General features: G+C 74.6%; 12 protein-coding genes and 2 pseudogenes. 9 read left to right on the forward strand and 5 right to left on the reverse strand.

Going from position 1 to position 13905, the window contains the following annotated elements:
* Nucleotides 1-397 (forward strand): aminotransferase class I/II-fold pyridoxal phosphate-dependent enzyme (locus tag ACMA1D_RS25335; RefSeq protein WP_414726313.1); only part of this gene is annotated, 397 nt, incomplete at its 5' end.
* A gap of 63 nt (nucleotides 398-460) precedes the next feature.
* Here the strand turns inward: ACMA1D_RS25335 and ACMA1D_RS25340 are convergent.
* Together ACMA1D_RS25340 and ACMA1D_RS25345 are read right to left on the reverse strand one after the other, a co-directional pair.
* The gene (locus tag ACMA1D_RS25340) at nucleotides 461-898 is read right to left on the reverse strand and encodes an ATP-binding protein (RefSeq protein WP_414726314.1); all 438 of its coding nucleotides are present in this window, start codon (nucleotides 896-898) and stop codon (nucleotides 461-463) included.
* A 926-nt stretch (nucleotides 899-1824) separates the two neighbouring features.
* Nucleotides 1825-2571, reverse strand: a pseudogene (locus ACMA1D_RS25345) (hypothetical protein); the annotation flags it as partial.
* 184 nt (nucleotides 2572-2755) lie between these two features.
* On the opposite strand from ACMA1D_RS25345, the gene dapE reads away from it, so the two are divergent.
* Both dapE and ACMA1D_RS25355 read left to right on the forward strand, forming a co-directional pair.
* Nucleotides 2756-3844 (forward strand): succinyl-diaminopimelate desuccinylase, encoded by a 1089-nt coding sequence (dapE, locus tag ACMA1D_RS25350; RefSeq protein WP_414726315.1) that lies wholly within the window; start codon nucleotides 2756-2758, stop codon nucleotides 3842-3844.
* A gap of 330 nt (nucleotides 3845-4174) precedes the next feature.
* The gene (locus tag ACMA1D_RS25355; RefSeq protein WP_414726316.1) at nucleotides 4175-4942 is read left to right on the forward strand and encodes a TIGR00730 family Rossman fold protein; all 768 of its coding nucleotides are present in this window, start codon (nucleotides 4175-4177) and stop codon (nucleotides 4940-4942) included.
* Between the two features lie 241 nt (nucleotides 4943-5183).
* Here ACMA1D_RS25355 and folP read toward each other — a convergent pair whose 3' ends face one another.
* Nucleotides 5184-6044 (reverse strand): dihydropteroate synthase, encoded by an 861-nt coding sequence (gene folP, locus ACMA1D_RS25360; protein ID WP_414726317.1) that lies wholly within the window; start codon nucleotides 6042-6044, stop codon nucleotides 5184-5186.
* Nucleotides 6045-6166: 122 nt separating this feature from the next.
* On the opposite strand from folP, the gene ACMA1D_RS25365 reads away from it, so the two are divergent.
* A complete protein-coding gene (locus tag ACMA1D_RS25365) occupies nucleotides 6167-7066 on the forward strand; it encodes a DivIVA domain-containing protein (protein ID WP_414726318.1) in 900 nt (299 codons plus the stop codon).
* Nucleotides 7063-7674 carry a DNA-3-methyladenine glycosylase I gene (locus ACMA1D_RS25370; RefSeq protein WP_414726319.1) on the forward strand — a complete coding sequence of 204 codons (612 nt, stop codon included), beginning with the start codon at nucleotides 7063-7065 and terminating at the stop codon, nucleotides 7672-7674. The genes ACMA1D_RS25365 and ACMA1D_RS25370 overlap by 4 nt, the downstream gene beginning before the upstream one ends.
* A gap of 70 nt (nucleotides 7675-7744) precedes the next feature.
* Here ACMA1D_RS25370 and ACMA1D_RS25375 read toward each other — a convergent pair whose 3' ends face one another.
* Complete coding sequence (locus ACMA1D_RS25375; RefSeq protein ID WP_414726320.1) at nucleotides 7745-8545, reverse strand: enoyl-CoA hydratase-related protein; 801 nt, start codon at nucleotides 8543-8545, stop codon at nucleotides 7745-7747.
* A gap of 573 nt (nucleotides 8546-9118) precedes the next feature.
* On the opposite strand from ACMA1D_RS25375, the gene ACMA1D_RS25380 reads away from it, so the two are divergent.
* Nucleotides 9119-9286: a DUF3117 domain-containing protein gene (locus ACMA1D_RS25380; protein ID WP_003966491.1), complete on the forward strand. Its 168-nt coding sequence runs from the start codon at nucleotides 9119-9121 to the stop codon at nucleotides 9284-9286.
* A gap of 844 nt (nucleotides 9287-10130) precedes the next feature.
* Here the strand turns inward: ACMA1D_RS25380 and ACMA1D_RS25385 are convergent.
* Nucleotides 10131-10805: an O-methyltransferase gene (locus tag ACMA1D_RS25385; RefSeq protein WP_414726321.1), complete on the reverse strand. Its 675-nt coding sequence runs from the start codon at nucleotides 10803-10805 to the stop codon at nucleotides 10131-10133.
* 142 nt (nucleotides 10806-10947) lie between these two features.
* Here ACMA1D_RS25385 and sigE point away from each other — a divergent pair, with 142 nt between their 5' ends.
* The 3 genes and pseudogenes from sigE to ACMA1D_RS25400 all read left to right on the forward strand — a co-directional run.
* The gene (gene sigE / locus ACMA1D_RS25390; RefSeq protein WP_414726322.1) at nucleotides 10948-11724 is read left to right on the forward strand and encodes an RNA polymerase sigma factor SigE; all 777 of its coding nucleotides are present in this window, start codon (nucleotides 10948-10950) and stop codon (nucleotides 11722-11724) included.
* The gene (locus tag ACMA1D_RS25395; protein ID WP_414726323.1) at nucleotides 11721-12647 is read left to right on the forward strand and encodes an anti-sigma factor family protein; all 927 of its coding nucleotides are present in this window, start codon (nucleotides 11721-11723) and stop codon (nucleotides 12645-12647) included. The genes sigE and ACMA1D_RS25395 overlap by 4 nt, the downstream gene beginning before the upstream one ends.
* A 164-nt stretch (nucleotides 12648-12811) precedes the next feature.
* Nucleotides 12812-13905, forward strand: a pseudogene (locus ACMA1D_RS25400) (hypothetical protein); the annotation flags it as partial.

The raw sequence follows: 13905 nt of genomic DNA on the forward strand, positions 1-13905 counted from the left end.
GTTTGTCGCCGGCGACGAACGCGTACTGCGCGAACTGCTGGTGATCCGCAAGCACAGCGGGCTGATGACGCCCGCCCCGGTGCAGGCGGCCACGGTGGTGGCGCTCGGCGACGACACGCACGTAGCCGACCAGCGGGAACGCTATCTGCGCCGGCGGAAGTCGCTGCGCGGCGCGCTGGAGGCGTACGGGCTGCGCATCGAGCACAGCGAGGCGTCGCTCTACCTGTGGGCGACCCGCGACGAGCCCTGCTGGGACACGGTCGGTGACCTCGCGGCCCGCGGCATCCTGGTGGCCCCGGGCGACTTCTACGGCCCGGCCGGCGAGCGGTTCGTCCGGGTGGCCGTGACCGCGACGGACGAGCGGATCGCGGCGGCGGTGGCCCGTCTCGGGGCCTGAGCCGAGGGGCCCGCACCGAGGGCCGGGTCCGGGTCTGGGCCCGGGCCCCTTTACGGCGCCGGGTCAGCCGACCGGCAGGTCGGTGCCGATCAGGTCGCGGGCCAGGTTGTCGGTGGAGACGCCGCGCTGGAGCAGGTTGTCCTCCGGGAGCGCCTGGTCCAGCTTCATGGCGGTGTCGAAGAACGCCTTGCCGGCGAGCTCCTGCGCGTCCTCGACCGGCGGCGCGACGTTCTTGCCGAGCGAACCGACGGCCTTGCCCGCCGCGGGCACCCCCTGCCGCACGACCTCGCCGCCGATCTCGCCCGCGGTGGTGGCGGCGCCCTGCGCCGTGCTGTCCAGCGCCTCGCCCAGCGGGGTGCTGTCCGGGGAGCTCAGGCCGGCCAGCTCGGCCGGGGACTGGGCGGGCGCCGCCTGGGCCACGCCGGCGCCGACCAGGGGAGCCGCGCCCGCGGCGACCAACAGCGCGGCCCGAGCGATCCGGCGCTTGAGGGGGAGGGACATAGTGCTCCTTCGACGGTGTCGTACGTGTCGTACGGAAACATCTGGTGTGCGCGGTGTCCGGGAAGTGGACGCAGTGACTACCGCGCGAGACCCAGGAAGGTTTCGGTTCCCGAAGGTAAATAATTCGCAATGCATCGCATTATCGCGCTGCTCATTCCGACGTAATTACCGGCACTGGGACCACGAATGGAACCGGCAGCGGAAGGCGCGGACGCCGCGCCGGTGGCCGTCGGCGCCGGGGCGTCGCGGCGTTCGGCGGCGCCGTCCGTTCTCCCAATGCACGCTGCTGACCTGCGGTCTTGGCGCGTGGGGCGTGGTGCGGCGAGTGGGCGGGCGGCGTGCTGGCCGGCCGCTGGATGCGCGGGGTTACGGAGCCAGGGGTGCGCAGTGGCGTGCGCGAGCGCGGCCGTGAGCGCGCACCCGGGCGTTCGCCCCCGGCAGTTCCCTCAGTGGGCGAGTTCGATGCGCACCTGCGGTGGGGAATTCTCCGCGCTAGATTCCCCGGAATGGGCGGTGGCCCGGGAAACCGTTCGCCAACCCTTTTCGGATGAGCTCGCCCGCCATTCCCGATCCCCGAACGCGATACGGGCGATACGGAGTTCGGTGGCGTTCGCCATCGCCCAGTGCGCCAACTCCCAGCCGCGCTCCGCGGTACTGCCGCCCGGCGCCGTGGCCCGTACCGAGAGCACCACGGCGTGGGGGTCGGCGTCCGCGCGGCCCGCCGCCGTCGTGCGGGCACCGGGGCGGCCCGTCCGCGGGTCGTCCGCAGCCGTGCCCTGCGCCTGCGTGTCGCCCGTACGCGCGTCGTCCGCATCCATGCCGTCCGTACCTGTGCCGTCCGTACCCGCGCTGTCCGTACCCGCGCTGTCCGTATCTGTGCCTTCGGTACGCGCGTCGGCCGCGGCGGCGCGGCTCGAACGGCCGCCGGGCGCATCGCGGCGCGCGCCACCCGGCGCGTCGGGCCCGGCGGGGGCGGTGCGGGCGGGGTCCGAGTGGGGGTCCTGGCCGTCGTCGTCGCCGTCGGTCAGGACCGTGGGGCCGAACTCGCGCGCCAGCAGGGTCCGCAGCCGCTGCGGATCGCCGGGCTCCCCGTCGTCGGGCAGCGCGGGGCAGCGGAAGGAGGCCGCCAGCCGGCCGGTCAGCGAGGCGGTCAGCAGCCTGGCCTTCTCCTCGTGCTTCGCGTACGCCTGTGGATAACCGCTGAACTGCACCCGTTGCGCCGCGACGGTCAGCGGCAGCCGCGAGTAGCCGGGCACCTCGGCCAGGTGGTCGAAGAACTTCCCCGTCGAGTAGACCGGATCGAGGATCTGCTCGGCCGTGCCCCAGCCCTGTGAGGGGCGCTGTTGGAACAGGCCCAGCGAATCCCGGTCGCCGCGCCTGATGTTGTGCAGCCCCGACTCCTGCATGGCGGTCGCCAGCGCGATGGTCACCGCGCGGTCCGGCAGCCGGCGCGCGGAGGCGACGGCCGAGATGGTCGCCGCGTGCCGGGACTGCTCCGGGTCGAGCCGCAGCCGCTCGCCGTCCGCCTGCACGGTGCAGCGGGGCGGGCCGCCGCCGCCGGTCAGCAGATGCGCCGTCACATAGCCGAGCAGCGCGAGGAGCACCGCGCACGCCACCCCGGCGCGCGCCCGACGGGCACGGTGGGAGAGGAAGCGGAGGGGCACGCGAGACACCGTACTGGAGTGCGCCGGCCGCCCGTGCTAGGGGCTGCGGCCGGTGCCGTACGGCGGGTACGGGGCGGGCGGCGCGTACGGGCGGCGCGGGCCGGGTGTGACGGGCGGGTGCCGGTGCGCCCGGGTGGGGCCGTGCGGTCACCGTCGGGCGGCGCGGGCGGGTGCACCCCGTAGGGTCGCAGGCATGGAGCACGAGCACCCCGAACTTGACCTGTCCGTCGACGCCGCCGAGCTGACCGCCCGCCTCGTCGACTTCCCGTCCGTGAGCGGCGACGAGAAGGACCTGGCGGACGCCATCGAGCGCGCCCTGCGCGCCCTGCCGCACCTGCGCGTGGACCGGGACGGCAACTGCATCGTCGCCCGCACCGACCTCGGCCGCGCCGAGCGCGTGGTGCTCGCCGGGCACATCGACACCGTGCCGATCGCCGACAACGTGCCCTCCCGGCTGACCGAGGGCGAGGACGGCGACGGCGTGCTGTGGGGCTGCGGCACCTCCGACATGAAGTCCGGTGTCGCCGTGCAACTGCGGATCGCGGCCACCGTGCCCGCGCCGAGCCGCGACCTCACCTTCGTCTTCTACGACAACGAGGAGGTCGCCGCCGAGCTCAACGGGTTGCGCCGGCTGGCCGAGCAGCACCGGGAGTGGCTGGCCGGTGACTTCGCGATCCTGCTCGAAGGCACCGAAGGCCAGGTCGAGGGCGGCTGCCAGGGCACCCTGCGGGTCCGCGTGGAGACCACGGGCCGGCGCGCGCACTCGGCGCGGAGCTGGCTCGGCGACAACGCCATCCACCACGCCGCGCCGATCCTGGAACGGCTCTCCCGGTACGAGCCGCGCCACGTCGAGATCGACGGCCTGGTCTACCGCGAGGGGCTCAACGCGGTCTACATCGAAGGCGGCCACGCCGGCAACGTGATCCCCGACGCGTGCGCGGTGACGGTCAACTTCCGCTTCGCCCCGCACCGCTCCGAGGAACAGGCGCTGGCGCACGTGCGGGAGGTGTTCGAGGGCTACGACGTCGTCCTCACCGACAGTTCCCCGGGCGCGCTGCCCGGGCTCTCGCACCCGGCAGCCGCCGCCTTCGTGGCCGCGGTCGGCGCCGAGGTCGCGCCCAAGTACGGCTGGACCGACGTCGCCCGCTTCTCCGCACTCGGCATCCCCGCGGTCAACTTCGGCCCCGGCGACCCCAAGCTGGCCCACACCCGCGAGGAGCACGTATCGGTCAGGGCCATCCTCCGGACTGAGGAACGCCTGCGGGCCTGGCTGGAGGGCTGAGGGCGGAGCGGGCCGGGGACTGCGGGGCTGGAGGGGCGGCAGGGGCTGAAGGGGCCGGGGCCGCGAGGGCTGGAGGGGGCGCAAGAGGCTGGAGTGGCCGCGGGCGCTTGGCGGGGGCCGCGGGTGCCGACACGGCGTCGGTCCGGCAGCGGGTGGCCGCCGGCCGCCGCGGCCGGCCTGAACGCGCGGTGGCCCCCGCCCGTCCCGTACGCGTACCGCGGCCCCAGCTCATGTGAAACCCCGCTGGCCGCCGCTGCCAGAGGCATACGCTGAAGCGCACGGAAACCCTGCCCCGCCACGCGGGGGAGGGCGCAAGCGAAGGGAGCGCACATGGCCACTGCCGAGAACGGGCGTACGCCGGAGGGCGAAGGGGCGCGGCAGGAACAGCGTCTGGGGCCGGTGGTGCGCCGCCGCAGCCAGATGCAGTCGGGCACCACGGACCAGCACCTGCTCGACACGCACGGCGTCGGCGGCTGGGTGCACGAGGACCCGTTCCGCGTGCTGCGCATCCAGTCGGAGTTCGTGGAGGGCTTCGGCGCACTGGCCGAACTCGGCCCCGCGGTGAGCGTGTTCGGCTCGGCGCGCACGGCCCCCGACTCGCCCGAGTACGAGGCGGGCGTGCGGATCGGGCGGGCGCTGGTGGAAGCCGGCTTCGCGGTCATCACCGGCGGCGGCCCGGGCGCCATGGAGGCCGCGAACCGCGGTGCGTACGAGGGTGGCGGGGTCTCGGTGGGGCTCGGCATCGAGCTGCCCTTCGAGCAGGGCCTGAACAAGTACGTCGACATCGGTGTGAACTTCCGCTACTTCTTCGTCCGCAAGACGATGTTCGTGAAGTACGCGCAGGGGTTCGTGGTGCTGCCCGGTGGCCTCGGCACGCTGGACGAGCTCTTCGAGGCGCTGACCCTGGTGCAGACCCGCAAGGTCACCCGCTTCCCGATCGTCCTCTTCGGCTCCGCGTACTGGCAGGGCCTGGTCGACTGGATGCGGGACACCCTGATCGCCCAGGGCAAGGCGTCCCCCCGGGACCTGGACCTCTTCCACATCTCGGACGACGTGGACGAGGCCGTGGCCCTGGTCAGCAAGGAGACCGGGGTCTAGCAGCGGGGTCCAACACTGCGCTCGTAGCTCGTAGCTCGTAGCTCGTAGCTCGTAGCTCGTAGCTCGTAGCTCGTAGCTCGTAGCTCTAGCTCGTCGTGCGGCGGCCGGCGCCGGAGCGGTCGTACGTCCACTCCGGCGCGGCGTCGGCCCGTACGGACGTCGGCTCGTCCGGGCATGGGGTTCGTACGGGCGCCGCTCGTCCGGACCCCGGGCGGGGCCGGGTCTGGTCAGCGGGGGCGCGTCAGGCGAGGCCGCGGCGGGCGACGGCCGGCGGGCGGTGGCCGGCGATGGAGGCGACCATGTCGAGCACCTGCTTGGTCTCCGCCACCTCGTGCACCCGGTAGACCTGCGCGCCGAGCCAGGCCGAGACGGCGGTGGTGGCCAGCGTGCCCAATACCCGCTCCTTCACCGGCCTGTCCAACGTCTCGCCGACGAAGTCCTTGTTGGAGAGCGAGACCAGCACCGGCCAGCCGGTCGCCGCCATCTCGTCGAGCCGGCGGGTCGCCTCCAGCGAGTGCCGGGTGTTCTTGCCGAAGTCGTGCCCGGGATCGATCATGATGGCGTCGCTGCGCACGCCGAGTTCGACGGCGCGCTCCGCGAGGCCGAGCGTGACTCGCAGGATGTCGGCCATCACGTCCGCGTAGCCGATCCGGTGCGGCCGGGTCCTGGGCTCGGCCCCGCCCGCGTGCGTGCACACCAGGCCCACGTCGTACCGCGCCGCGACCTCCGCGAGCTTCGGATCGACGCCGCCCCAGGCGTCGTTGAGCAGGTCGGCGCCGACCTCGCACACCGCCTCGCCCACCTCGTGGCGCCAGGTGTCCACGCTGATCACCACGTCCGGGTGGCGCCTGCGCACCTCGGCCACGAACCCGACCGTCCGCCGCGCCTCCTCCGCGGCGCTCACCTCCTCACCGGGGCCCGCCTTGACCCCGCCGATGTCGATGATGGCAGCGCCCTCTGACACCGCCTGGTCGACGCGGTCGAGCGCGGGCTCGTCCCGGAAGGTGGCGCCCTGGTCGTAGAAGGAGTCGGGCGTCCGGTTCACGATGGCCATGATGACCGGCTCGTGCGTGTCGAACTCGCGCCGTCCAAGCCGCAGCATTGCTTCACTCCCTCGTCCGTGGTCCGGCAGTGACCCTAGCCGCTGCGGCGTGCGGCGCCAGTGTCAGTGGGGCATGGCACGATCGGGACTGTCGATTGACGGATGCACCTCGGGGAGTCGTCGTGTTCTGGTTCTTGCTCATCGCGCTCGTCGCGGTCGTCGGCGCGGTCACCCTCGTGGTGGTCGGCGGCGGTGACGGTGCCGCGCTGCCCGAGGCGCAGCCGGACCGGCTGGTGGACCCGCTGCCGGAAGACCGCCCCGTGGACCGTACGGACGTGGACGAGTTGCGGCTGCCGCTGGCGCTGCGGGGGTACCGGATGGCGGAGGTGGACGACGCGCTGGGCCGGCTCGGCGCCGAGCTCGCCGAGCGTGACGCCCGGATCGCCGAGCTGGAAGCGGCCCTCGCGGGCACCCAGGCCACGGCGTACGCGGGCCCCGACCTGATAGGCGAGCCCCGCCCCGACTGGCACGCGGCGTACGCCCCGGACCCGGCCGCACCACTGCCCGCCGGCCCGCCGGCCGGGGTCCCCGCCGCCTGGCTGACGGAGGCCGCGTCCGACGATGCGGACCTGGTTCTCGACGAGACCGGGGAGACCGCCCCGGGCGCCGCGCCCGCCTCTGCATCCGATGCCGCCGATGCCTCCGGGGCCGAGGTGCCCGAGGCCGAGCCGGCCGGGGCCGAGCCGGAGGACGAGCAGCCCGTGGGCGGGAAGTCCGTGGGCGACGAGCCTGCGGACGAGAAGCCCGCGGACAAGGAGCTCGCGAGCAAGGAACCCGTGGCGGAGAAGCCCGAGACGGCGCAGCCGCAGGGCGGGCGGTCGGAGGGCGAGCAGCCCGCGGCCGGGGCGGCGGCCGGTCGGCCCGACGCGGCCGACCAGACGGCCCCGTCCGGCCAGCCGGATCCGGCTGACTCATCCGACGCGCCCGGCTCGTCCGCCCCCGCTGCTGACCCGTCCGCGGCCACGGGCGCGCAGGGCAAGGGCAAGAGCGGGGAGCGTACGACCGAGGAGGGCCAGGCGTGAGTGACACGGGAGCGGTGCCGGCCGGGCCCGACGGCCTGCTGCGGTGCCCCTGGGGGCTCCAGGCGGAGTCGATGGCGGACTACCGCGCGTACCACGACCAGGAGTGGGGCCGCCCGGTCCACGGCGACGACGCGCTGTACGAGCGGATATGTCTGGAGGCGTTCCAGTCCGGCCTGTCGTGGCTGACGATCCTGCGGCGCCGGGCGGGCTTCCGGGCGGCCTTCGCGGACTTCCGGATCAAGGCGGTCGCGGAGTTCACCGACGAGGACGTGGAGCGGCTGCTCGCCGACCCGGGCATCATCCGCAACCGGGCCAAGATCGTGGCCGCCATCAACAACGCCCGGGTCGCCCGCGAGTTGGCTGCTGGCGAGCTCGACGAGCTGATCTGGTCGTACGCTCCGGACCACGCCGACCGCCCCGCGCCACGCACCTTCGCCGATGTGCCGGCCATCACCCCGGAGTCCACCGCACTCGCCCGCGACCTCAAGAAGCGCGGCTTCCGCTTCATCGGCCCGACCACGGCCTATGCGCTGATGCAGGCGTGCGGCCTGGTCAACGACCACCTGGCGGACTGCCATGTGCGCGAGGCGTGCCAGCCGGCTGGTTAGTCGGTACGGCGGCGCGCGGGGCTCGGGTTCGGTGTCCCGGGCCGGTCGGTGGAGACGGTGGGGGAGCGGGTCAGCGGCCGAGGAAGGTCGGCTTCTCCTTCTGCACGAAGGCGTCCACCGCGATCCGGTGGTCGTCGGCCGAACCGGCCCTGGTCTGGAGCTCTTCCTCCTTGGCCAGGGTGTCGCTGAGCGAGTGCCCGGCTCCGTACGCGAGGGCCTCCTTGATCGCCGCGTAGGCGACGGTGGGGCCCTGGGCGAGGTGGCGGGCGGCGTTGGCGGCCTCGGCGGCGAGGTCGGCGGCCGGCACCACGGTGCTGGCGATGCCGAGGCTGGCGGCCTCGTCGGCCTTGATGGTGCGCGGGAAGAGCAGGAGTTCGGCGGCCCGGCCGTGGCCGATGAGGCGCGGCAGCGTCCACGAGACGCCGGAGTCAGCGCCGAGGGCGACCCCGGCGAAGGAGGTGTTGAAGGAGGCGGTGTCGGCGACCACCCGGTAGTCGGCGGCGAAGGCGAACCCCGCGCCGGCCCCCGCGGCCACCCCGTTGACCCCGGCGACGACCGGCTTGGGCATCCCGGCGATGGCCGCCACGATGGGGTTGTAGTGCTCCTTGACGGTGGCCATGGTGGTGCCGGCGGCGCGTACGTCCTCGTCGTGCAACCGCTCGACGTGCTCCTTGAGGTCCTGCCCGACGGAGAAGGCGCGGCCGTTGCCGATCAGCAGCACGGCCCGGACGACCGGGTCGGCCGCGGCCTGCTGGAGGGCGTCCCGCAGGGCCTCCTTGAGCTCGGTGTTGAGCGCGTTCATGGCCTCGGGACGGTTCAGGGTGATCGTCGCGAGCCCGTCGGTCACGTCGTAGAGCACGGTGTCGGCCATGGCGGGGTCCTCTCCGTAGGGGGCCGTGGGTCGGGCGCGCCCGCGGGTGTGCGGGCCCGCGAGTGCGGGCAGCGCCGTCCGGGGCCCGCGGTGCGCCGCGCCACGGGCCCGCCCCGGTGGGAGCCGGCGCGCGGGGACCGCGGTCGCCGCGCGGGGCGCCGGCCCACGACGGCGGGTACGGGCCCACCGTGCCGGGCGGGCCGTACGGCACCCCGCCGCGGACCCGTGCTCTCCGGTTCGGCCCGGCCCGCGATGCGCTGGCGGTGCCCCGGTGATGACGCTCCGGCCCTCGGGAACGGCCGCGATCCGCGATCAGCATGCCGGACAATGCCACGCCCGTCATGTGACCTGCGTCAAAGAACCGACCTACCGTTCGGGCCGGGGGGCCGTACAGGAACGGCATTCGATCTCCGAATTGATGGCATTTGCGACAGTTGTCCATGGGGGCGATGCTGGCCGCCGTTGGTCATCGGGTCATGGCATGCGGGATAATGGCGGGGAAGCAATGTGTTCGATGCCGGTGACGCCTGGGTTGTCGGCTGCGATGGGCTGGTTTCAGGAAGGGGAACGAGCATGGCGGCCATGAAGCCGCGGACGGGCGATGGCCCGCTCGAGGTGACCAAGGAGGGGCGGGGCATCGTCATGCGCGTTCCGCTCGAAGGCGGCGGTCGACTCGTCGTTGAGCTGACACCGGACGAGGCCGACGCACTGGGCGACGCGCTCAAGAAGGTCGTCGGCTAGCAGCGGACCACATGATCATTGAGCTGCCCCGGCCGCTGGTTGACGCCAGCGACCGGGGCAGTGACATGTCCGCCCGTCCGACGCGTACGGGCTGACGCGGGTCCCGGACCGCCTCGCCCGATTCGGCCGGCGGGGCTCGTCCCCGGGTCCCCGGTCCCCGGTCGCCGGGCCCTGTCCGCTGGGCGTCGGGCCCACGGCCGGGCTGGCTGTGCCGGGGCCGTGTTCTCCGCGGTCGGGCGGGACCAGGTCGGGCGGAGCCGGGCCGGGCGGAACCGGGCGAGCGGCGCCGCGGATGCGCCTCGACCGCGCGGGCGCTGCCCCTTCGGGCCGTGCACCGTGCCTCCGCCGCGGCCCTTCCCGCCCCGCCGCCGCCCGGGCCCCGGCGCCGTTCGCCTTCGGCCACTGCCCGGCCGGCCCCCTCGTTGAGGCACGCCCCGTGGGACGGGACCCCGGCCGGCGTGGCGCGGTGCGTACGGGGCGCGCGGTCACACCGCGTGTGTGACGTACATGACGTACGGGGCGACTGCGGAGCCACCACGGGGCGGGCGCGTGCGGGGATGGGCGCGAGGAAGGGGAGGCCCGGCGGGGTTCAAGTGGCGGGGTGCAGGACGGTGCAGGAGGTTGACCGCACGCCGGGCGGCCGGGTGCGGGCGCGGGGACGGGGGCGAGGTGCCCGGGCGCGCGAGGTGCCCGGGCGCGGCGCGAAGCGGCAGGGGCGACGTGCACGTCACGGCTCAGGTGCGGTGCGGGGTCGGGCGGGGCGGGGTGCCGGTATGACGCGCACCGCACTGCCGGCGCCGCCCGGGCACGGTGCGGACGACCGGGCCCGGCGCGGACGCGCCAGCTACGTACGCTTGACCGCGCACAGCAGCCCGTCGCCCACCGGCAGCAGCGAGGGCTGGAGCGAGGTGGACTCCCGTACGGCGCGCAGCAACTCGCGCAGCCGCAGCACTTCGGCCGGCTGGGCCGCGGACTCCACCGTGCGGCCGTCGGCGAAGACGCCCTCGAAGCAGACCAGCCCGCCGGGGCGGAGCAGGCGCAACGATTCGGCGAGATATTCGAGGCACTCGGAGCGATCGGCGTCACAGAAGACGAGGTCGTACCCGCCGTCGGCGAGCCGGGGCAGGACGTCGAGCGCGCGGCCGGGGATGAAGCGGGCCCGGTTGCCGGCGAAGCCGGCGGCGCGGAACGCCTGCCGGGCGAGCTGCTGCCGCTCCGGCTGGAGGTCCACCGTGGTGAGGACGCCGTCGGGCCGCATGCCGTGCAGGAGGTGGATGCCGGAGACCCCGGTCCCGGTGCCGATCTCGGCCACGGCCTTGGCGTCGGCGGTGGCGGCGAGCAGGCGCAGGGCGGCACCCGTGCCGGAGGACACCGAGCGCAGCCCTGCCTCCCGGGCCCGCTCGCGAGCCCAGCGCAGCGCTGTGTCGTCGATGTGCTCGACGCCGTACGCCTCGGCGAACGCCCAGCTCGTTTGCCGGTTGCCGGTAATGGCCCTCTCCTGTCCCCGTAGTTGACGCAACGGTGACTGTATCCGCTGCGCTCGGGAACCCGCAGATGGGACCGGGCGTTGAAGAGGGTGCAGAGGGACCGCGCGGGCACTGAACGATCAGGTCCAAATGCAGGTCAAAAATGCTTATCCGGAGCTAACGGGCGAGGTGGATATGGTAGGGGCTCTACTGGAGACCACCAGAGCCGACAGGGGAGGTGCGGCTACGACCGGTGGCCGACGAGTGCTCAGGCGCTTTCGCAGGCCGGCGGACGAGCCGAAATCCGTGACAAACACCGCTGACCGTTTCCGCACTACTGACTCCGCAGCTACCGCGACTTTCGCCACCGATGCGGACTCGCAGGCGTGGACCCCTCCCACCTGGGAGGAGATCGTCAGCACCCACAGCGCACGGGTCTACCGCCTCGCTTACCGCCTCACGGGAAATCAACACGACGCCGAAGATTTGACCCAAGAGGTGTTCGTCCGGGTATTCCGCTCCCTGTCGACGTACACCCCGGGCACCTTCGAGGGTTGGTTGCACCGCATCACGACCAACCTCTTCCTGGACATGGTCCGACGCCGGCAGCGCATCCGCTTCGACGCGCTCGGCGACGACGCGGCAGAGCGGCTCCCCAGCCGCGAGCCCTCGCCCCAGCAGCACTTCAACGACACCCACTTCGACGCCGACGTGCAGCAGGCCCTGGACACCCTGGCGCCGGAGTTCCGCGCGGCCGTGGTGCTCTGCGACATCGAGGGCCTGTCGTACGAGGAGATCGCCGCCACCCTCGGCGTGAAGCTCGGTACGGTGCGCAGCCGCATCCACCGCGGTCGCTCGCACCTGCGCAAGGCCCTCCAGCACCGTTCCCCATCGGCCCGCGCCGAACAGCGCGTGGTCGCCTCCGTGTCCCCGGCCGCGCCGGGGCTCAGCGGGGAGGTCGGGATCGCGTGACCGGTTCAGGCGGTCAGTCCCCCGCCGAGCAGCACCTCGGCGACCGCCTCGCGGCTCTGGTCGATGGCGAATTGGGGCATGATGCGCGCGAGCGGGTGCTCGCGCACCTGGCGACGTGTCCTCGCTGCAAAGACGAGGCAGACGCACAACGGCGGCTGAAGAACGTCTTCGCCCAGACGGCACCGCCTCCGCCGTCGGAAGGGTTCCTCGCCCGCCTCCAGAACCTCCCCGCCGGTCCGCTCACCGGCGAGGACGAGCCCAGCCCGCTGGACGGCCCGGTCACCGGCCGGGAGGTCTTCGACATGCGGGACGAGGCGTTCTCGTTCCTTCCACCGAGCGCCGGGGCCACCCGGCAGCGCGGCTTCCGGATACATGAGGTGGACCGCGCGCTGCCCCGCAGCAGACGGTTCGCCTTCGCCGCGGCCGGCGCGGTCTCGCTCGCTGCCGTCGCGCTCGGTGGTGCGCTCCCGCTCGACGCGGCCGTCGACTCGCCGCGCAGCCGAGCGGAGGGCAACGGCAACGCCACCACCCCGCTGCGGGTCAGCGCCAACGACGGGGCCCTGCTCGGCCTGCACGAGAACGCCCGCCGCTCCATGGGACTGTTCTCGGCCAGCGGGGACCGTACGGCGCAACTCGACCCGCGGACCGGCATGCCCCTCACACCGCCGCCCTCCGTCACCACCCACCCCGGCGCACACCCCTCGCCGTACGGCGCGGCGCCGCGGCCCGTGGGGAGCGCGCTGCCGCCGCTGATCCAGCCGGTGCTGGCCGTGGCCGCCCACTCGCCGGTGGGCCAGCACCGGATGAGCGAGCCGCAGGTGGCTCCGGAGCCCACCCAGATGGAGGTTCCCTCGCACCCGGCCAGCCGGGCGACGCCACTGACCGGCGTCGGTGTCGATCTGCCGGGCCGCGCCGGCCGCTGACCACCGCGGGACGCGCAGTGGAGCGAAACGGCGGCGCCGGTCCACTGCGCGGCCCCGGGTCGACCTGATTGAATCGCCGGTGGGCCGAGCCCATCGGGTGCGCTGAAGCACGCCCGTCGACGGCGCGGCCCACGCCGGACCGCGGGCGAACTGTTGGGGAGAGCATGAACGAGGGGAAGGCCCCGAAGCCGAAGTGGTGGAGCCGTCCGCAACCGGGCTCCGCCGGACCGGCGCAGCCCGACGACGCGCCGGCGCAGCCCGGTGCCGGGCCGGCGCGCCCTGCCGAGGCGCCCGATGCGGCCCCGGCCGCGCCGACGTACGAGGAGCCCACGGACGCCTCCGTGCGGGCCGCTGACGCCCCCGGCCCGGCCCGGTCAGCGGACGCCCCTGCGCCGCCCCCGGTCGAGTCCCCGGCCCCGGCCGAGCCCGGCAGCGCGGAGCCCGCAGCGGGCACCTCGGGCCCGACCACGGGCGCGCCGGCCGAGCCGTTCCCCGCGGACGCGGCACCGGCCGCGGCCGACGCACCACCGGCCTCTGTTGGCGCACCACCGGCCCCCGGGGTGACCGCGGCCCCGCCGCTGCCCGCGGACCTGCCCGCCGGCCCGCTACCGCCCGCGGACGTATCCGCAGCCGCGACACCGGCCACCGCGGAACCCGCGGACGCCCCACCCACCGAGGCCGCACCCGCTGCCCTGCCCGCCGAAGCTGCCCCCACGGACGCCGCACCCGTCGATGCCGTACCGGGCCCGACGGAGCCGTCTCCCGCCGTGGGCGGCCCGGCGGCCCGGCCCGCCGAAGCGGCGCCCGCGGACGCGGTGCCCGTTGTCGACGCGGCCCCGCCGGCGCGGAGCGGCGAGAACGCCCCCGCGGCCGACGCCGCTTCCGGAGACAACACCACGCCGGCCGCCGCCGAGCCGACCCCCGCCGGCGGACTGGCTCCCGCCGCCGAGGCGTCCCCCGTGCAGGACGCGGTGCCGGTCGAGCGGCCCGTGCCCCGGCACGAGCCCGATCCGTACAGCACCCCGCCGTACGGGGAGCCCGGGCCGTGGGCGCCCGCGCCGCCGGTGCAGCGGCCGGTGCCGACGCCCGCCCACGGCACCCACCTGCCACCCCACGCCCAGCCGCCGCACCCCGGCATGACGCCGGCGCACGGCACCGCGATGCCGCCGCACCCGGCCGCCGCGGGGCCGAACCCGCACCCGTACGCGCCGCCCGTACGTCCACGGCACCCCGCCCCGCCAGCATCATCGCCTGGAGC

The sequence above is a fragment of the Streptomyces sp. 796.1 genome (assembly GCF_047525675.1).
GTDB lineage: Bacteria > Actinomycetota > Actinomycetes > Streptomycetales > Streptomycetaceae > Streptomyces.